General features: G+C 42.8%; 22 protein-coding genes. 8 read left to right on the top strand and 14 right to left on the bottom strand.

Annotated features, from left to right (window positions below):
* Positions 1–35 precede the first annotated feature (35 nt).
* The 4 genes from ACPW7N_RS19610 to ACPW7N_RS19595 form a co-directional block, all read right to left on the bottom strand.
* On the bottom strand, positions 36–2,093 hold the full coding sequence (locus ACPW7N_RS19610; protein ID WP_425652845.1) for a putative bifunctional diguanylate cyclase/phosphodiesterase: 2,058 nt from the start codon (positions 2,091–2,093) through the stop codon (positions 36–38).
* 356 nt (positions 2,094–2,449) lie between these two features.
* On the bottom strand, positions 2,450–3,220 hold the full coding sequence (locus tag ACPW7N_RS19605) for a spore coat protein (RefSeq protein WP_425652844.1): 771 nt from the start codon (positions 3,218–3,220) through the stop codon (positions 2,450–2,452).
* Between the two features lie 106 nt (positions 3,221–3,326).
* Positions 3,327–4,442, bottom strand: coding sequence for an S-layer homology domain-containing protein (locus ACPW7N_RS19600; RefSeq protein ID WP_425652843.1), 1,116 nt, complete (start codon positions 4,440–4,442; stop codon positions 3,327–3,329).
* A gap of 21 nt (positions 4,443–4,463) precedes the next feature.
* Entirely contained in the window at positions 4,464–5,576 is a 1,113-nt protein-coding gene (locus tag ACPW7N_RS19595; RefSeq protein ID WP_425652842.1) for a WG repeat-containing protein, read from the bottom strand.
* 192 nt (positions 5,577–5,768) lie between these two features.
* On the opposite strand from ACPW7N_RS19595, the gene ACPW7N_RS19590 reads away from it, so the two are divergent.
* Both ACPW7N_RS19590 and ACPW7N_RS19585 read left to right on the top strand, forming a co-directional pair.
* Complete coding sequence (locus ACPW7N_RS19590) at positions 5,769–6,317, top strand: dihydrofolate reductase family protein (protein WP_425652841.1); 549 nt, start codon at positions 5,769–5,771, stop codon at positions 6,315–6,317.
* Between the two features lie 34 nt (positions 6,318–6,351).
* Positions 6,352–6,705, top strand: a complete 354-nt coding sequence (locus ACPW7N_RS19585; RefSeq protein ID WP_425652840.1) for a DUF3139 domain-containing protein — start codon at positions 6,352–6,354, stop codon at positions 6,703–6,705.
* A 60-nt stretch (positions 6,706–6,765) separates the two neighbouring features.
* On the opposite strand, the gene ACPW7N_RS19580 is transcribed toward ACPW7N_RS19585, so the two are convergent.
* From ACPW7N_RS19580 to ACPW7N_RS19565, 4 genes are all read right to left on the bottom strand, one after another.
* Positions 6,766–7,140 carry a DUF2512 family protein gene (locus tag ACPW7N_RS19580; protein ID WP_425652839.1) on the bottom strand — a complete coding sequence of 125 codons (375 nt, stop codon included), beginning with the start codon at positions 7,138–7,140 and terminating at the stop codon, positions 6,766–6,768.
* Positions 7,141–7,262: 122 nt separating this feature from the next.
* Positions 7,263–7,772 carry a GNAT family N-acetyltransferase gene (locus ACPW7N_RS19575; RefSeq protein WP_425652838.1) on the bottom strand — a complete coding sequence of 170 codons (510 nt, stop codon included), beginning with the start codon at positions 7,770–7,772 and terminating at the stop codon, positions 7,263–7,265.
* Positions 7,773–7,778: 6 nt separating this feature from the next.
* A complete protein-coding gene (locus tag ACPW7N_RS19570; RefSeq protein WP_425652837.1) occupies positions 7,779–7,955 on the bottom strand; it encodes a hypothetical protein in 177 nt (58 codons plus the stop codon).
* 18 nt (positions 7,956–7,973) lie between these two features.
* Positions 7,974–8,426 (bottom strand): GNAT family N-acetyltransferase, encoded by a 453-nt coding sequence (locus ACPW7N_RS19565; RefSeq protein ID WP_425652836.1) that lies wholly within the window; start codon positions 8,424–8,426, stop codon positions 7,974–7,976.
* A 378-nt stretch (positions 8,427–8,804) separates the two neighbouring features.
* Between ACPW7N_RS19565 and ACPW7N_RS19560 the strand changes: the two genes are divergently transcribed.
* Entirely contained in the window at positions 8,805–10,193 is a 1,389-nt protein-coding gene (locus ACPW7N_RS19560) for a glycine--tRNA ligase (protein ID WP_425652835.1), read from the top strand.
* A 72-nt stretch (positions 10,194–10,265) separates the two neighbouring features.
* Here the strand turns inward: ACPW7N_RS19560 and ACPW7N_RS19555 are convergent, their stop codons facing one another.
* Entirely contained in the window at positions 10,266–10,907 is a 642-nt protein-coding gene (locus tag ACPW7N_RS19555; protein ID WP_425652834.1) for an S-layer homology domain-containing protein, read from the bottom strand.
* A 242-nt stretch (positions 10,908–11,149) separates the two neighbouring features.
* On the opposite strand from ACPW7N_RS19555, the gene ACPW7N_RS19550 reads away from it, so the two are divergent.
* The 5 genes from ACPW7N_RS19550 to ACPW7N_RS19530 are packed head-to-tail and all read left to right on the top strand — an operon-like array spanning position 11,150 to position 12,369.
* The gene (locus ACPW7N_RS19550; RefSeq protein WP_425652833.1) at positions 11,150–11,287 is read left to right on the top strand and encodes a hypothetical protein; all 138 of its coding nucleotides are present in this window, start codon (positions 11,150–11,152) and stop codon (positions 11,285–11,287) included.
* 5 nt (positions 11,288–11,292) lie between these two features.
* Entirely contained in the window at positions 11,293–11,448 is a 156-nt protein-coding gene (locus tag ACPW7N_RS19545) for a hypothetical protein (RefSeq protein ID WP_425652831.1), read from the top strand.
* A gap of 2 nt (positions 11,449–11,450) precedes the next feature.
* Positions 11,451–11,870, top strand: a complete 420-nt coding sequence (locus ACPW7N_RS19540) for a hypothetical protein (RefSeq protein WP_425652830.1) — start codon at positions 11,451–11,453, stop codon at positions 11,868–11,870.
* A gap of 53 nt (positions 11,871–11,923) precedes the next feature.
* Positions 11,924–12,052: a hypothetical protein gene (locus ACPW7N_RS19535; RefSeq protein ID WP_425652829.1), complete on the top strand. Its 129-nt coding sequence runs from the start codon at positions 11,924–11,926 to the stop codon at positions 12,050–12,052.
* A gap of 23 nt (positions 12,053–12,075) precedes the next feature.
* Entirely contained in the window at positions 12,076–12,369 is a 294-nt protein-coding gene (locus tag ACPW7N_RS19530) for a hypothetical protein (protein ID WP_425652828.1), read from the top strand.
* A gap of 118 nt (positions 12,370–12,487) precedes the next feature.
* Here ACPW7N_RS19530 and ACPW7N_RS19525 read toward each other — a convergent pair whose 3' ends face one another.
* The 5 genes from ACPW7N_RS19525 to ACPW7N_RS19505 form a co-directional block, all read right to left on the bottom strand.
* The gene (locus tag ACPW7N_RS19525; protein WP_425652827.1) at positions 12,488–14,536 is read right to left on the bottom strand and encodes a methyl-accepting chemotaxis protein; all 2,049 of its coding nucleotides are present in this window, start codon (positions 14,534–14,536) and stop codon (positions 12,488–12,490) included.
* Positions 14,537–14,643: 107 nt separating this feature from the next.
* On the bottom strand, positions 14,644–15,108 hold the full coding sequence (locus ACPW7N_RS19520; protein ID WP_425652826.1) for a hypothetical protein: 465 nt from the start codon (positions 15,106–15,108) through the stop codon (positions 14,644–14,646).
* A gap of 180 nt (positions 15,109–15,288) precedes the next feature.
* On the bottom strand, positions 15,289–16,305 hold the full coding sequence (gene hypE / locus ACPW7N_RS19515) for a hydrogenase expression/formation protein HypE (RefSeq protein ID WP_425652825.1): 1,017 nt from the start codon (positions 16,303–16,305) through the stop codon (positions 15,289–15,291).
* Complete coding sequence (gene hypD / locus ACPW7N_RS19510; protein WP_425652824.1) at positions 16,302–17,423, bottom strand: hydrogenase formation protein HypD; 1,122 nt, start codon at positions 17,421–17,423, stop codon at positions 16,302–16,304. The genes hypE and hypD overlap by 4 nt, the downstream gene beginning before the upstream one ends.
* Positions 17,416–17,631 (bottom strand): HypC/HybG/HupF family hydrogenase formation chaperone, encoded by a 216-nt coding sequence (locus tag ACPW7N_RS19505; RefSeq protein WP_425652823.1) that lies wholly within the window; start codon positions 17,629–17,631, stop codon positions 17,416–17,418. Before ACPW7N_RS19505 ends, hypD begins: the two co-directional genes overlap by 8 nt.
* Positions 17,632–17,667 lie beyond the last annotated feature (36 nt).

Genomic DNA, 17,667 nt, shown 5'->3' with positions numbered 1-17,667 from the left:
TTGTACACTCCCTTTATATTTCTCTCTACTTTGATTTAATCTTCTTTTTGAATGGCTAATAGAACTTTCTCTTGTTCTAGGATGGAAGTGCATTCTTTTACAGGAATAGGTGGGCTGAATAGGTAACCTTGCATCGCATTACAGCGCTGAGAACGCAAGAATAGTGCTTGCTCCTCTGTTTCAATCCCTTCTGCTATCACTTTCAAATTCAGATTATGAGCGAGTGAGATGATTGCAGTTGCGATAGCAGCATCTTCCCGATTCGTGATCATATCCCGAATAAAGGACTGGTCAATTTTGAGACTGTCGATCGGAAAACGCTTCAGATAGCCCAAAGACGAGTAGCCTGTCCCAAAATCGTCAATGGAAATTCGAATTCCCATCTCTCGAATACGTCTCAGCATGGCAATATTTGTCTCAGAGTTTTGCATCAGCACGCTTTCTGTTATCTCCAGCTCAAGCCACTGCGGGTCCAAGCCTGATTCATCCAATGCTCGATGAATTGACTCTGCCAGATCTTTCTTGAGAAATTGACGAGGCGAGAGATTCACAGAAACAGGCATCCGAGGCATATCTGCATCATGCCAAGCTTTTAATTGAGAGCAAGCTGTGCGTAGCACCCAGTCCCCTAATGAAAGGATTAATCCCGTTTCTTCCGCCAATGGAATAAAAACAGCGGGAGAAATCATTCCCCTCTCTGGGTGATTCCAGCGAATTAATGCTTCTAGCCCCATCATGCGCCCCGTTGCCAGGTCTACCTGAGGCTGGTAATAAACTTCAAGTTCTTCTCTCTCAAGTGCCTTTCGGAGCTGATTCTCCAGTGTCAGTCTTTCAATCGATGGGATGTTCATGGCTGGGGCATAAAACTGATACCCATTACCCCCGTTTGTTTTTGCGTGATACATGGCTGTATTGGAATTGCGGACAATATCATCGACTGTTGTACCATCTGTTGGATAAATGCTGATGCCGATACTTGCCGTAATGAAAAATTCATGTCCTTCTAAATAAAAAGGCAAATGAAACAATTCAACAATTGTATCAGCCACTGTCTTCGCTTCCTCCACAGATGTATCGGAAAGAATAATGGTGAATTCGTCTGATGAGATACGGGCAACCAAATCCCGTTCCTTCAATGATTCGGAGATTCGTTTCCCTACATCTTTTAGCAGCAATTCACCTTTGGGATGCCCCAGCGCATCATTTACCAACTTAAATCGGTCCATGTCGAGAAATAGTACGGCAAACCCATCATTTCCCGACTTGGTAATCTCCTGTTCCAAACGTTCTCGAAATGCCATGCGGTTCGGCAAGTCAGTCAATGGATCGTAGTAAGCTAGATAATTTATTTTTTGTTCGTCCAGCTTGCGTTCTGTAATCTCCCTACCGATCCAGACAATTGCATGTACGTGACCACCTTCCTGAAGAATGGGAAACGCCTTGCTCTCAATGACTGTCCAATACCCCGCTGAATGTTGAAAGCGAAACTCTGTTATACTTTCTTTTCTTTGTTGTATTACCAGCTTCGTAAATTCTATTACCTTCTCCCTGTCTTCCGGGTGTATGTATTCTAAACTGTCAGTACCTTTATAATCGTTGGGAACGTAACCGAGAATCGTTCGATGAGATGGCGATGCATAGTGGATTTGTCCGTCCAAATTTACTATAGCGATCAAGTCTGTGGAGTGGTCAGCGATTAACCGGTTCACTGTATCGTTACCAAAATAGAAAAGAGAATGTATGTCTTTGACTTCCGCAAAACCGTTGATGCCAATGATTCTCTCCTTGTGATATAAAGGCACAAAAGCCAGAGAAAAAGGAATATGAATTCCTTTCTCATCTATTAGCTGAATCTCGATGTTTTGCTGTTCCCCATTTACAACTCGATGCAATATCTTTTGAAGCGCTTCTTTATGGTTTGGAGCAACGAGATCATACAAATTTACTCCAACCAGATCAATGCCAAGTAACGTGGAAAATTTGTGGCTCCACCCGGTAAACTCGGCATTTTGGTCAACCATAAAAGATGCGGATTGGTCTGTATTCATAAACGGGAAAAAACTGCTTTTGAGAAGAGACTGGTCTTTATTCACTTCAACGACCTCGCTAATTATTCAGATTGGAATGACGAATGAAGGCATTACGAGAAGTGTTTGTAAGAATATACCAGTTCGGGAACAAAAATAATTTTACTATAAAAACAGATAGATGTACATGAAATGACACTTTCTTCGGTTTCTCTTGCACGTACTCACTAGATGATGGAAGTATAATACAATAAAGAAATGATTTTCTAATTTTACAACTTATGAACTTGATAATGATCTCACATTCAATTATGAGTTTGAAATCAAGCGACGTACTGAAACAGCTTTTGTCAAAAAAAAGCATTTCCAAAATAAAAAGCCAAGGCTCCTTCGCCTTGGCTTCTTTTGTAACGAACTTGATCTTAGCGCTGTTTGTTCATATTCGTAGGCACTTGTGATGTCAATTGCGGGCTCACACCACCCGCCTGATAGGTAGGTGGTACATTGGAAGAGTAATTGCCATATGAATAATCCGTGGGAGTTGTTCCTGCCGGGGATACATGTGATCCAAATGCAGGCTGATTTGTTTGAGAAACGAAATTATTGTAGATTTCAGACGTACCATATGGAGTCATGTGTGTCGGGAAGGTTCCGGCTACTGGCTGATACGTGTTGATCATTGTATTGGTAGTCATTTCTTTCATGGTGGGAACCTGATAGTAGCCTTGCTGATTCATGTACTGCCAGACTTCATATGCTTGTTCACTGCAATTCACAGCCGATTGCTGAAGGGTACGACGAAGCTGTGGATCAGCACATTCGAGTGATGCGATCATTTTTTTGCCTGCCCCTGACTTGTGAAGGTCAAGAATTGCACTTGCGACATCACGGTCATCAATTGCATTGACAGACATTGCTGGAGAAACGCTTGGCGGTTGATGTAATCCATATGTAGGAGTTGCTGTTTTTGGAGCACGATAAGGAACTGCTGATTGCATACCCTTGCTTTGAACTGATTGGACAAGTTGATTGTAGCCTTGCACAGCAAATTGCAGTTGCTTGTCAATAATTCCAGCAAGTTGGGTGTCTCTTACATGTTGGCGATAGAGTTGCATTGTATTGATGTCGTTGATCTCGGATGTCAGAACCTCATGTACTTCCATAACCTCATGGGCGCCTAAATGAGCAGTCATACCTTCTCTCCTCCGATGAAAAGATTTTGGTGAAAAATCTCACCACAAAGGAGTATGCCCAACACTGTACCTGTTTAAAAGGCGATCAATAAGATTTTCTAGTTTGTCACTTTGACTGATATCGTACATCAGAGATGATGAATCCATAGGAATTATTCACTGATTCTGAAAGTGTAATCACATATTCAATCTGGTATTTCCCCATTAATTCATCCATGTATTGACCAAGTACCCGAAACGTTTTCCCCTGTGATTCTTCTGTGAGAATCGATAGCTCTCCGTTGTACTTGTGTAGTGGTATCGGATACATTTTCTGTACCGCCTGCACTGCTTTACGATCAAAATAGCGTGATACGGTGGTATCATTTTTTGTCTGATAACTTTGCGTTGCCGCCGTTAGAAAAAGATTGATTACACCCGCTCTCTTTGACAGGTCCAAATCGTACTGTCTTTGTAATTCAATTTGATAAATATCCAACAATCGAGTAAGGACGACAGCAAACTGGCCACGTGTCATTTTCACTGCAGGTTTGAATTGTGGTTCCGAGCCAAATATTTGAAACGAGCGAATCGCAGTGGGAAACGGAGATTTGGCATCTATATAATAACTGGGCCGCTTCCAATTGTAGTATCCTGCAAAAAATGCTTCCACATCATCAGGCTCTATACTCTCTGCAGTAGCAATGCGTTCAGACAACAGATGAAACAACATCATACTTGCCTCCTCGCGTGACAGAGGCTGCTCCAGCATTTTTGCAGAAATCCACCAACTCGTATCGTATTTCTGTTGCATTTTCATCGGTTTGTTCTGCGTAGACAAGTACAGATAATAAAGAAGCTGTTCACCTGGAGAATGCTTCATAGATGTTCGCATCTGTGTTTTTAAAGAGGTATCCAAATTTGCGACAAGCCTCTCGATATCACGAGTTAGTGGATACTTATTGTCCACATGAACGACTCGTTTTGGGGTAGCAAGCTCCCCATATGACACTTCCAACGTTCGGCCCAATAACGCCAACGCCTCACCACGGGTAATGAGCACCTCTGGCTGAAACTCACTTGCTGTTGATCGGATAATCCCCTTTTGCGTTAATTTCTCTACGTACTCTTTTGACCAATGTCGCTCCAGATCAGAAAAGGAACTCTGTTCAGCAAATATCAATCCACTCTGACTGATCATGATCATCAGAATCAGGAAAAGCCAGAAAAAGCGCTTTTGCATGGAAATTTCCTCACCTTTCGATTACTTCACTAATTGGCCGGATTTGTTGATTGTCCTTATCTCACTTTGATATTTTACTGTTGCCACTCCGTTTTGGAAGGGAGTGGCGTACTCATACTGGATCGGAATGACTACCGCTCCTTCTGTATTGATATAGCCAAACTTTCCATCCTTTTTCACCAAAGCCAATCCCTCAGCAAACCTTGTTGCGTGATCGAATTGATGGGAAATCACAAGCGATTTATCAAATGCGCCGGTTTGCTTCATGTATCCCCATTTTCCGTTCTTTTCTACGGGTGTGTATGAGATTGGCTGGTTGCTGGAGGGCTGACTGGTCAGTGTAGCGACAGGTTTCGTTGTAGTTTTCGCTGCTGACTTTGTAACAGATTTGGTTACCGGCTTCGCTTCGGTCGTTGTCGCTGGTTTGGCGACAGCGCTGGTGTCAGGTTTAGGATGAGCATTGATGGCGGTTTCCGCGATAATCGAATTTGTGGGCACCGAAACATCGGCAGGCTGCGTGGTTGGTGCTTGTGTGGTCTGTGCTGGTGTCGTCTGTGCTGGTGTCGTCTGCGCTGGTGTTGCTGGTACTGATGTTGGTGTGGCCTGTTCAGCAGGTTCCTCCGCTGTTACCGGGATTTCTTCCTCCAAAATTACAGACATCCCCGGTGATCCTTGCTGAGCCTTTGACTCACTTTTGGCAGAATCACCAAAAAAACCGCTAAAAAGCGTAATTCCCCCGGTAATTACAAGAAAACATAGAGCAAGAGCAGCCGCCACCCCTTTACGAAAACGGCTTTGGCCCTGCTTCGTTTTTTCATCATCCATAACAGAGACGATGACTGATTCGGCTCGCTGACCTTCATACTCCGCCGTCACCATCATGCTTCCGATACCAAAGACATGTACTGTCCCATTCCCGGAGATGCTCCCCACTTCTGTCGTTGGAATTCCCCAGTTCACCATCGAGGTTACGTCTTTTTCGATTCCGTCGGAGTACACGGCTTTCACTCGTAGTCGAAGGGACTTCCCTGCGTGGAGATAGATGATTGGCGGGTCAATCTGGATGTACTTCAATCCTTGCGCCTGGTTACTTGGATTGGGTGACAAATGGGGGTACCGCTCATACAAAGACACCCTCACCACCACCTTTCTTCCTGCTTTTCTTCGTATTTTACTCAACGAAACTGTTTACCCCACCTTCACTTTATGCTCTTGTGCCCCTGCTCATGCTCGCTCCCGAAGATACCTTTCTGAGATAAATATGACACAAGGTGACATATTTAAGGTCAATAATGGGAGATAGATCAACGAAAGGAGTAACAATTCATGAAACGAAGAATAATTTTAGATTTAGCAGTTACTTTAGATGGTTTTATTGAAGGGAAAAATGGGGAAGTTGATTGGTGCATTATGGACTCTGAGATGGGGTTTATTAATTTCTTAAATCAAATTGATACAATTTTATACGGAAGAAAAAGCTATGATTTATGGGGACAATTTACTCCAGAAATTGAACATACTGATACTGAAAATGAAATTTGGGGATTAGTCCATAGTAAAGAAAAATATGTGTTTTCCAGGACACAAAAAGGGACTGATAATAAAGCAATATTCATAAACGATAATATTCTTGAAGAAGTAAATAAATTAAAGAATAAACCTGGTAAAGACATCTGGCTATATGGTGGAGCAAGTCTTATTACAACTTTTATCAATTTAGGCCTTGTTGATGAATTTAGATTATCTGTTCACCCTGTTATTTTGGGAGAAGGAAAACCGTTGTTTATTGATATAAAACAGAGGTTGAATTTAAAATTGGTTAATACAAGAACGTTCTCCTCTGGCGTTGTGCAACTAATCTATCAGTTGGGATAATATGTTAAACTAGAGGTTAAAGGGGGATTCATTTATGAGATTTAAAAAAGTGATGAAAATAAGCATTTGGACTATTTTAATTGGTCTATTTATTACCCCCTTTTTATATGTTCAAATCAATAAAATGCTTTATGAAAACAGAGTGACAGACTATCTTGTTGAGGTAAAAGGGTATAAAACAGAGGAAATAAAATCAGTTGAGGGAGTATGGGGAATTAAACTGCCACCCTTTTATACTAATGTGGTTTTTGAAGATGAACCATTCGTTGAATATATCTATTTTGCACACAATGATGTACTACAATTTGAATATAGAATTTCGGATGTGGGAAAGAAAAAAGGACTTACTGAAGCTGATTTAAAACATCATTCTCCCTCTGCTTATTAAACTAAAGGGAATCAAGAGCAGAATAAAGCAGCAGCGATTCTAAGACTTTATTTTCAGGTCTTAGGTCGCCGCTTTTTTTCTTTGCTTCAATATCCATTTGTGCATCAGGAGCTCAACAACGCCTAACATGAGTCCTGTAATTAGTGCCCCTGAAAAAGTCACGGATACAGATGAGAAAATCCACTTCGAGACCCATATCACTGTTGTCATAAATAAAAAGCCTTGAAAAGTCGATGAGAGAATACCAAATCGAGGAAGAATGGTTTCGTCCGCAACGATTCCAATCAAAAGGAACAAACCTGATAAACTGATCACAGGAAGGGACGACTGAAAGGAAATCCATTGAGAGAACATCAGGTTGGCAAGGTAGAGGATGGAAGGAAATACGATCAGCTTATAGACAAAATTAATTCCCATTCGTGCGTAGAGCGGCATGAGCATCCCCTCCTTTTGCATGGTTGGAAAAAAATAAAAATGTGAATTCCATTTGAATTCACATTGGATCTGGTTTTGCAGTGTACGATTTACTTTTATAGGTTTTGAATTTGCGATTTTCTTTATTCGGAACAGTACTCACTTCGCAAGATTGACATGATAATCAACGAATCGTATGTATCTCCCACTTTTACACATTCACGCAGTTTTCCTTCTGCTACGAATCCCATCTGTTCGTAGACATGTTGTGCCCGTGTATTGAAATCTTTGACATCCAGCCAGAGACGGTGTCCACCATGCTGCTCAAATGTCCACCTCTGCAACAGCTGCAGCGTTTCTTTGCCATGGCCCTTGCCTTTCGAAGAAATCGTGATTCGAACCAATTCAATAGAATCATTCGGATTAGTCAACCCAGCCAGAATCACATACCCGACCCGTTCCTCTTCAGACTCCACGATCAGATGAAGTTTATCCTCACTATGCATGGCATCCTGATGCAGCTCCCGTGACCACATACTGATAAATCGGTTGTTCTCCTGATGCTGTTCAGTATCCAGGACAAACTGAAGATCATCCGGTGCTGTTCTTCGAAGAGTCAGTCTTTCTGATTGAATTAGTACTTGCCGATCCATGACGCTCTACTCCTTTTTTTCGAGTAAACGAATGAGTTGCTCCATTTGACGATTCCGTTGTTCGTCCAACATCAATTTCTTCCTCATAAAAAACAACGTGTAGATAATTCCAAAGAGAAGTAATCCATAAACAAGCAGCATAATAAGAATCATAAAAATTCCTGGAAAGGCCATCTCTTGCATTATTTAATCCCCCTTTGTTTACATAGGCACATCAACCTTCAGAAATGGAAGAAATCTCCCTGCTATAACCGAGGATTCAATTTCTCCAATACGTTTGGCACCCATGCGAAGATAGAACGGCTCTGCAAACGGATCACTATGGAGCGTAAATGATGTAATTTTTTGAATTCGAGCGGTTTGGAGCAGGTGATTCCACAACAGTTTACCATATCCCTTTCCGATAAAATGTGGCTCAATAAAGAAATCTCTCAACAAGGGACTCTCCCTTAAATCAAGGCCGTACATGCCAACGATAACCCCATTTTCTTCACCGACAAAAACGAGCTCTTTGGCAATAAATGCTGGAGAAATCAATAAATCCTCACGACAAGCTTCCATAAACTGCTCATCATAGTCCCAGTAGGCTTTCGAACGAAATACAAGCTCACTTAACAAATTTGATTCTTCGGGTACTGCTCTCCTGATGTGCACACCGCTTCACCTCCTGCTTATCCATTTCCCTGTATATCCTTTATCTCCTTCATAAATTGGTCTCAATTGACTTTGCAGGGATGGTTTGCTATTATTCATATCATTAGTTGTATATACTGGCTGAGAAGGACAGGAGTAGTAAACGATTGCCAGAGAAGCGAGCCGGGGGTGGTGGAAGCCTGGTCTGGAGAGTTTATGAAGGGCGGTCTGGAGCCGTTGTTGATGAAGGTGGGCAACTCAGTATGGAGTGCCAATTAGGGTGGAACCGCGGGAGATAGCTCTCGTCCCTTGCATGCAAATGCTGGGATGAGAGTTTTTTGTTGTCTAAAAGCGACTTTCGTCGTTTTTTTACCCAATATAAAAAGGAGTGGAACTTTCATGAGTCAAAAGTTTACCATGGATCAAGTTGTAGCTTTAGCTAAACACCGAGGCTTCGTTTTCCCAGGCTCCGAAATTTATGGCGGTTTAGCGAACACGTGGGATTACGGCCCGCTTGGTGTTGAATTGAAAAACAACGTCAAAAAAGCTTGGTGGAAAAAATTTATCCAAGAATCACGCTATAACGTAGGTCTTGATTCAGCCATCCTGATGAATCCAAAGACATGGGTAGCTTCTGGTCACGTAGGAAACTTCAATGACCCAATGATCGATTGTAAAAAATGTAAAGCTCGCCATCGTGCCGACAAAATTATTGAAAATGCACTAGGAGAAAAAGGCATTGAGATCATCGTTGACGGTCTCTCCTTTGATCAAATGGCAGGTCTGATCCAGGAACACGAAATCGCATGCCCTGATTGTGGTTCCAAGGAGTTCACCGATATTCGCCAGTTCAACCTGATGTTCAAAACCTTCCAAGGTGTAACCGAAAGCTCTGCAAACGAAATCTTCTTGCGCCCTGAAACAGCACAAGGTATTTTTGTTAACTTCAAGAATGTACAACGCACCATGCGCAAAAAAGTTCCATTTGGTATTGGTCAGATCGGTAAGAGCTTCCGTAATGAAATTACACCTGGCAACTTCACGTTCCGTACACGTGAATTCGAGCAAATGGAACTTGAATTCTTCTGCAAACCGGGCGAAGACATGCAATGGTTCGAATACTGGCGTGATGCTTGCTGGAACTGGTTATTGAAATTGGGTATGAAAGAAGAGAGCGTTCGTATGCGTGATCATACAGAAGACGAGTTGTCCCACTACAGTAACGCAACGAGCGATATTGAATACAGATTCCCGTTTGGTTGGGGCGAGCTTTGGGGTATTGCCGATCGTACGGATTTCGACCTGTCCCGTCACATGGAGCATTCCGGCGAAGATTTCCACTATCTCGATCCGGAAACAAATGAAAAATATATTCCGTATTGCATCGAGCCTTCTCTTGGTGCTGATCGTGTAACACTTGCTTTCTTGATTAATGCTTATGATGAAGAAGATCTTGGTGAAGGCGATAAACGAACTGTGCTTCGTTTCCACCCGGCACTGGCACCAATTAAAGCAGCAATTCTTCCTTTATCTAAAAAGCTGTCTGAAGATGCCTACAAAGTTCATGAAGAGCTTGCGGCTGAGTTCGCTTGCGATTTCGATGAGTCAGGTTCCATCGGTAAACGCTACCGTCGTCAGGACGAAATCGGTACACCATTCTGCATCACGTATGACTTTGACTCTCAAACGGATGGTCAAGTAACCGTTCGTGAACGTGATTCCATGCAACAAGTCCGCATGCCAATCGCTGACCTGAAAGCATACCTGCTCGAAAAAATGAAGTTCTAAAGCACCCACTACGCTTAAGCGGTTGCTGATAAAAAAACGCTTCTTCCTTCACCGGAAGAAGCGTTTTTGTGCTTATTTCAAATAGTTTTTCACGTATGGATAGTTATCGTGGTCGTCAGAGCGTTTCAACATTTCTTTGTCCAATTTTTTGATGACAAGAGTATTGAGGAACTGAACCGCCTCTGCTCTAGTTAAATAATCAGCAGGTTTGAAGCCATCAATTGTTTTGGCATTCTTGCCGTTTGACAGGCCTTTGTCATAGAGATAAGCGATGGATTCATTTTCGTAGAAATTTTTGCCCAGAGCTGAAGTAATAATATTGGCAACCACACCACGTGTCACTGGTTTATCGCGAAGTGCGAAGTGTTCGCCTCCATTAACCGGTAAATTGTGCTCTGTAGCTACCACATAGTAATGATCAGTCCAGTCGTACTTGACGGCTTTTGCATCATCAGCTTGCTTGAGACGTGTATATTCATCATTTGCATTATCATACACACGAATCAACATGGCCACAAATTCTGCTTCTGTTAGTGTGCCATTTGGTTTGAAGGTTCCATCTGGATAACCGACTGCAAGGTCTTGAGCAACGGCCCATTCAATACTTCCCTTTGCCCAATGTTTTTGAATGTCGGAGAATTTGACATCGGCACTAACAACACTAGTTAGCAAAACGAGAGCCCCAACCACTATTGTAGAAATAAATTTCTTCACAACAACTTCCTCCTTTGTCTACTGGCAATCGTACTTGCGTTACCTCCACCATATTCTAGGTAGTTACTCATTATGTAACAGTTTTGGTAACAGATCTCCTGCAATTGCAATTATTTACATTATTACAAAAGATACATTAACATGAAACAATAATCTGTAAAATATTACTATTTACCTATTTTTTTATTAATACCTCCTTTCGGACATGCTAAAAGCACTTCAACACTAGGAGGAGATACACATTGTCCTACACTTGTTATCACTGTGAACATGAGACAGAAAACGTTCATATGATCACATTTTTCCATAATCAGCAAGATCGTGATGAACTGCTGTGTGATGAATGCTATCAGGAATGGCTGCATGCCATAAAGGGCTGATAACGATGGAAAACATGAAAGATCAAAATAAAAACAGCGAAGTAGAATCATTGATGGAGATTGTCGAATTAATCAACGCCAAAGGAGATCAGGGAGAAATTGAAGAGATAATAAACAGAGAGGAATCAAATACAGATCCATCACCGAAATGCGAGGAATAACCATGCCATTCTTTTTGAAGATCCTATTCGTTTCAATCGGATGTGTAATATTACTTCGACTCTTTGGGAATCGATCGATATCACAGATGACTGTCCCAGAACTCGCTTTAACCTTGTTGCTTGGACCTTTATTAATTTTACCGCTCCATCCAAACACGATATGGGAAGCACTCTTGGGTGGACTTCTAATTGTTCTTGTCATGATAATAGCTGGGACACTCCAAACGGTCATGGAAACAAACGGAGAATTAACTGTTCTTTTGCAAGAAAAGAAAAAAAATGCTACAAAAGAAGACATCGAACAAATCCTCACATTATTGCAATCACAAATGCAATCACAAAAACAGCCTCCTGCAGCAAGTGCGTTGTTTTCAGAGGCACAACTTGAAAGCAACACTGATCAGAATCTCAGAATCCAATAAAAGCACCAGATTTCCTTACTTCGCATAGTATGGGGAAAAAGGGTGCTTTTTTTATGCCTGATATTGAAAAAATCCAACATGATGTACTTTTGGTTGTCGCCTTCGTCTTATTTTTTTCCTTCTTGTTTGGTGAGAGCAATGGCAGCAACGGGGGTAATGAAGTTGAGTTGATCCCGGACTAAAAACATGAATTAGGTGAATTGCTATGTCAAAGAATAGCAATAATCATAACTGCAACGACAAAAAATCTGCCAACGGAAAGTCCAAAAATGATTCACTAAAAGGGCTATTCGGGAATCTCTCACCAGAACAGATAGCTGTAATTGCTGCTCTAATCACAAAATCCTTGTCAATCAACTCGATCACTCTTGATAAAGATCAGAAAATCGAAGTCGTACTCAGTGGTTCTCTCAAGCAAAAGACAAAAATGGATAAATTGCTGGAAGAAGCAAGCAGCTTGACAATCAGTGATCTGCTGGATTCCATTAAAAACTGGTAGATAACCCACCAGACACAAGCTATCGCTGGCGTCTGGCGGGTCCCCAAACTTAAAAATTCTTATCATCAAAAAAGCCCGATTCCATTGGAACCGGGCTTTGTCTATTTGCTGAGTCCTGTTACACCTTAAAAGTACTGATTAGGGAGTGCAGTTCTTCTGCCATCTGCGAGAGGGAATGTGCAGATGAAGCAATTTCTTGCATGGAGGCCAACTGTTCTTCTGATGCAGCCGATACGTTTTGTGTGCCTGATGCTGTTGTATCTGCCATCTCAGCTATTAGATTCGTTGACTGCACGACTTTTTGTGTATTCGTAGACAGTTTACGAGCAGATTCTGATACCTCTGTTATTCTCTGGGCAACCTGATTTACATACGCCTGAATTTGTTCAAATGAGACTCCAGCAGTGTTTACCACATGAATTCCTGATGTCACTTCCTGTGTGCTCGTCTCCATCGCAGAAACGGCTTTGGATGTTTCAAGCTGAATCGCACCGATTAATTGGGATATCTGCTGTGCTGATTGAGAAGATTGTTCAGCAAGCTTGCGCACTTCGTCAGCAACGACGGCAAATCCCCGTCCATGTTCTCCCGCCCGAGCAGCCTCAATGGCGGCATTCAATGCGAGCAAATTAGTTTGCTGCGATATTCCCGAGATTACCGCTACAATCTGACCAATCTCTTGTGATCTGTCACCGAGACCTTTGACCGTGTGTGACAATTCGTTGATATGATCACTAATCGAATGCATCTGTTGGATCGCCGTACGAATGGATTGATCTCCATCCTGAGCCATTTCCATTGCTTGTTGCGCTGTATCTGCCACATGCTGGGCGTTTTGCGCAATCTGGTCAATACCATGAGACATTTCACGAATCGATCTGGAGCTTTCCTCTACACTACGAACCTGTTTGTCCGTACCTGCTGCAACCTCTTGCACTGTTTCTGCTATCTGTTCGGTTGCTTTACTGGTTTGTTCTGCGCTGGCAGTCAGTTCCTCTGCGGTTGCAGCAACATGATGGGAACTGGCTGAAATTTTACTCAATAAAGCCTGGACATTTTCACGCATGGCATTGAAGTTTCGTGACATCTGCCCAAATTCATCCTCTGACTGGACAGTCAATGAACGAGAAAAATCGCCTTGTGCCATTGCTTGAGAAACTTCATTCACACTATGGATCTGACGGGTAAGATATCGGCTATATACGTGGATCAGAATAATGATTACGATGATTCCTATCGCACTGATCACCAATAACGAAGTAATGAGCGATTTGATTGGAGCGAACAATTCCTGCTCAGAAATAACAACCGCTAATACCCAATTAGTATCTTTTAATTTTTTAAAGAAAACGATGTTCTTCCCGTTATCTCCAATGAATTCAGTTTTACCCTGCTCATTCTGAAGCAATTGATTCCCGATTTGTGCCAATGTTGGGTTACTGTCTTCTGTGATTTTTTTCTTCATAATGTTGTCTGCGACTGGTGATGACAAATAGGTTCCATTCGCATCGGTCAGAAAGGTATATCCTGTTTCACCTATTTTAATGGATGAAATCAGTTTCTGGATGGATGTCAAGTCGATGTCTCCGGTAACAACCCCAAGTAATTTACGCTCTGTATCATAGATTGGGGCTGATGCTGTCACCATAGAGACCCCCGAAACTTCGTCATAGTATGGGGCCGAGTAAACTACACTTGCTTGTGTATTCGCAGCAATTTTATACCAATCCTGATTAGGATAGTTATAAGACGGATCATTATAATCCTCAGTGGTACTGACCTTCCCCTGATCCCGGTATGCATAAGTAGAGAAAAATTGCTTTTCTGCCGAATACTTATACGGATCAAAAAATACGCCAACACCATACGTATCCGGATTGGAAGTGACACTATGAGAAAGCATGGTGCGGTACTGTTCCAATGTCAGATTGCTTGAGATTCCTTCCACACTTCTGGCAAGTGTTTCCGGAATTTTACTGTGAGCCGTCACCTTAGTGTTTAGATCGTTGCTGATTGAATCCAGTTTGTTGTTCATGATTTGATCCAACTGAGAGTTGATTAATGAATTCGTAGAAAAATAAGAGAATAATAACAGGCTCATCAGTGTTCCAACTAAAATCGGAAGCATCAACACCATTGTACGAGTTCTAACAGACTTGAATTTCATGGGACTCACTCCTGTGATCAGGTTTTTGTATACCAACTCTCACAGGAACAATACCCGTATTTTCTAACCTCCTAAACGCATTTTCATTACCATCATGAATAATGTAATTATCGAACTATTGTTTTTATTAACACATATCGGACAAGGATTCCAATAGCGATTCCGCAAAAGGCAAAAAGCATTGGCAACCATACCGGCCCCAGTAGAACATTGAACAATTGCAGTTGAGAAGAATAAATAACTCCTACTGTTCCAAAATAGGCAGATAAGACAAACGGTAAATAGGCAATGGGAGTCCGACCACCTCCAGCATCTTTGTAAGCATCCCAAATCCCGAACATGTACACACACGGATAAAACATCAACCATTGAAAGTTTGCCATCTCAATCGCCTGTTGAATCTCTCCCAGAAAACTGAGCCGAATCACTTGATTTAAATGTGATCCCATATTGATAACAAATTCCAAAAAAAGAAGTACAACACCTTTAAAATATTTGCCGTTAAGAAACTGTCCAAATCCTGGGAACGCAATGCACCATAGAAGAGCTTCGATTGGTCTACGATTGTCCATGTCTCGCCACATTCTTTTTTTTTGATTTTCATAGGGTTTTTGCCAACAGTGTAACTTTATTCCTAGAGCCTAGTGATAATGTTTCCTTCCGAACTCCTAAATATCCAATTAGTAACCAACAAAAAAGTGTAATGATTCGACAAAAAAATCCCCCACATGCTGTGAGGGATTTCTTTATATCTAACAAATTCGCGGTAATTGTATTCCGGTTAGTCGACTTAATCGGCGGTGCATGCCTAGTGGCGTACACAGGAGCATCTGTCCACCTGTTTTTTTCTGGACCTGTCCTACGATGGCAGCGTTCTGCCCTACCTCGAAGCTTCGCAAAACCTCCAGAACTCGCTCTGCTTCTTGCTGTGACACCAGCAATACAGCTTTGCCTTCGTTCGCCAAATAGAGCGGATCGTAACCAAGAATCTGTGATATTCCTACAACAGGGCCAGAGATCGGAACTTTTTCTTCTTCCAATTCAATGGTCAGTCCGAAATCTTCCGCCCACTCCACCAGAACGGTCGCTAATCCGCCTCGTGTCGCATCTCGCATCATGCGTATGCCATTTGACTCACGAAGGGCTGCAAGAAGCATGTGATTCAGGCTTGCACAATCACTGGCTGTCTTGTGGTCGATATTAAAGCTTTCTCTCTCCATCAGGATGGCTGTTCCGTGGTCTCCTACCGTACCCGTCACAATAATTACATCGCCTTCTTCAATCCGTTCAGGAGACAATTGCGATGCTTCTGTGGGACGTACGCCAATCCCAGTAGTATTAATGAAGACACCGTCCGCTTTGCCTCTCTCTACAACCTTGGTGTCCCCTGCTACAATGCGCACTCCCGCTTTATTTGCTTCCTCTGCCATGGTAGCTACGATTTGCTCCAGTGAGTCAATTGGGAATCCTTCTTCCAAAATGAACGCAGCCGTCAAGTAGGCTGGGATGGCACCGGAAACGACAAGGTCATTCACCGTACCCGCTATGGCAAGCTTGCCAATATTCCCTCCCGGAAAAAACAGCGGTTGGACAACGAAGCTGTCTGTTGTCATCACGATCTCTCCCGTATGCAAATCAGGAAAACGCAGGACAGCACCGTCAAATTGTGCTTCAGACTGGTTCGAAAAATAGCGAGTAAACAGTTTGGTAATCAACTGGTGGGTCTGCTCTCCACCTTCGCCATGTGCTAACGAGATTGTCTCACTCATGACGTTACACCTTCTCTCATGTAGTGGTAATGGGCTCCACAGGCACCTTCATCAGATACCATGCATGGACCAATCGGATTTTGTGGTGTACACGCTTTGCCGAACAGTTTGCAGTCTGTTGGTCCTGCAACACCACGAAGAATCTCGCCGCAGCGGCAAGCTGTTTTACGGACAGGTTCCTGCGGAAGATAGTGGAAGACCTTCTTCGCATCCCACGCTGCGTATTCTTCTCGGATCGCGAGTCCGCTGTCTGCAATCACACCCATCCCACGCCAAGCGGTATCGCATGGTACGAAGTATTTTTGCAGCATGGCATTTGCATGCTCATTCCCTTGATCTTGAACAACCATCGGGTATTCATTATCAATCTGATAATCTTTTTCTGCCAAACGGCTTACCAGACGGTGGATACCTGCGAGTAATTGAACGGATTCGAAGCCGACGATTGTACCTGGCACCTGGAACGGATCCAGAATATCATGATACGCTGCTTTCCCGAGCACGATAGACGCATGCCCTGGCAACAGGAAACCGTCGATTGTCGCTTCCCCACTTGTCAACAATGCGATCATAATGGGCGGTACCAGCTTTGCCGATGTCCAAAGTGACAGGTTGGTTACGTTCTCTTCAATGGCCATTTGCAGGGCTACTGCATGCAATGGCATCGTTGTCTCAAAGCCTATGGCGAGCAGAACTACTTTTTTCTCCGGATTTTCCTTCGCAATCGCTACTGCTTCTGTCGGGTTATACACCATCCGAATATCTTTACCCAGTGCACGACGAGAGAGCAAAGAACCGTTGGAGCCAGGTACACGGAGCATATCGCCGAATGTACAGACAATTGTTTCTGGCTCATCAGCAATTCGGATCATTAAATCAATATCGCTTTGGTCGGTGACACACACAGGACAACCGGGTCCAGGAATAAAGGTAACTTCGCCTAACAATGCTTGTTTCACACCCGTTTTAGCGAGTGAAACGGTATGGGAACCGCACACTTCCATGATGACAGGAGGGCGATTGTGCTCTTCACGAAATTTCGCTGCAACTTCCTTTACTTTTGCCAGCAAACCACGGCTCAGTTGTGGATTCTTAAGTTGATTCAGAAATTTATCCATGCAGCAATTTCTCCCATTCTGCCAGACTTTCTTCTGCCGCTTCCAAATCGATGATCCGGATTGCCTGTCCAGCATGGATCAAGACATATTGCCCTACTTCTACTTCTGGTGTAAGCATGATTCCGACGGTCATTTTGTTCCCCATCATTTCTACTTCAGCCGAGTATTCTTTGCGAGAGAGAACAAGCGATGGTACTGCAAGACACATGGTTACTTCCTCCTATTTGTGTAATTACTCTATTTT

The sequence above is a fragment of the Brevibacillus nigriterrae genome, assembly GCF_049846925.1.
In the GTDB taxonomy this organism is placed as follows: Bacteria; Bacillota; Bacilli; order Brevibacillales; family Brevibacillaceae; genus Brevibacillus_H.
This window is presented reverse-complemented; position numbering and strand designations above follow the sequence as displayed.

What these genes read in the sequence shown, in the direction of transcription:
- ACPW7N_RS19505 (WP_425652823.1), bottom strand. Translation starts at nt 17,631, where the DNA reads ATGTGTCTTGCAGTACCATCGCTTGTTCTCTCTCGCAAAGAATACTCG.
- hypD (WP_425652824.1), bottom strand. Translation starts at nt 17,423, where the DNA reads ATGGATAAATTTCTGAATCAACTTAAGAATCCACAACTGAGCCGTGGT.
- ACPW7N_RS19605 (WP_425652844.1), bottom strand. Translation starts at nt 3,220, where the DNA reads ATGACTGCTCATTTAGGCGCCCATGAGGTTATGGAAGTACATGAGGTT.
- hypE (WP_425652825.1), bottom strand. Translation starts at nt 16,305, where the DNA reads ATGAGTGAGACAATCTCGTTAGCACATGGCGAAGGTGGAGAGCAGACC.
- ACPW7N_RS19560 (WP_425652835.1), top strand. Translation starts at nt 8,805, where the DNA reads ATGAGTCAAAAGTTTACCATGGATCAAGTTGTAGCTTTAGCTAAACAC.
- ACPW7N_RS19525 (WP_425652827.1), bottom strand. Translation starts at nt 14,536, where the DNA reads ATGAAATTCAAGTCTGTTAGAACTCGTACAATGGTGTTGATGCTTCCG.
- ACPW7N_RS19575 (WP_425652838.1), bottom strand. Translation starts at nt 7,772, where the DNA reads ATGGATCGGCAAGTACTAATTCAATCAGAAAGACTGACTCTTCGAAGA.
- ACPW7N_RS19545 (WP_425652831.1), top strand. Translation starts at nt 11,293, where the DNA reads ATGGAAAACATGAAAGATCAAAATAAAAACAGCGAAGTAGAATCATTG.
- ACPW7N_RS19535 (WP_425652829.1), top strand. Translation starts at nt 11,924, where the DNA reads ATGCCTGATATTGAAAAAATCCAACATGATGTACTTTTGGTTGTCGCC.
- ACPW7N_RS19520 (WP_425652826.1), bottom strand. Translation starts at nt 15,108, where the DNA reads ATGGACAATCGTAGACCAATCGAAGCTCTTCTATGGTGCATTGCGTTC.
- ACPW7N_RS19585 (WP_425652840.1), top strand. Translation starts at nt 6,352, where the DNA reads ATGAGATTTAAAAAAGTGATGAAAATAAGCATTTGGACTATTTTAATT.
- ACPW7N_RS19590 (WP_425652841.1), top strand. Translation starts at nt 5,769, where the DNA reads ATGAAACGAAGAATAATTTTAGATTTAGCAGTTACTTTAGATGGTTTT.
- ACPW7N_RS19530 (WP_425652828.1), top strand. Translation starts at nt 12,076, where the DNA reads ATGTCAAAGAATAGCAATAATCATAACTGCAACGACAAAAAATCTGCC.
- ACPW7N_RS19540 (WP_425652830.1), top strand. Translation starts at nt 11,451, where the DNA reads ATGCCATTCTTTTTGAAGATCCTATTCGTTTCAATCGGATGTGTAATA.
- ACPW7N_RS19580 (WP_425652839.1), bottom strand. Translation starts at nt 7,140, where the DNA reads ATGCCGCTCTACGCACGAATGGGAATTAATTTTGTCTATAAGCTGATC.
- ACPW7N_RS19600 (WP_425652843.1), bottom strand. Translation starts at nt 4,442, where the DNA reads ATGCAAAAGCGCTTTTTCTGGCTTTTCCTGATTCTGATGATCATGATC.
- ACPW7N_RS19570 (WP_425652837.1), bottom strand. Translation starts at nt 7,955, where the DNA reads ATGCAAGAGATGGCCTTTCCAGGAATTTTTATGATTCTTATTATGCTG.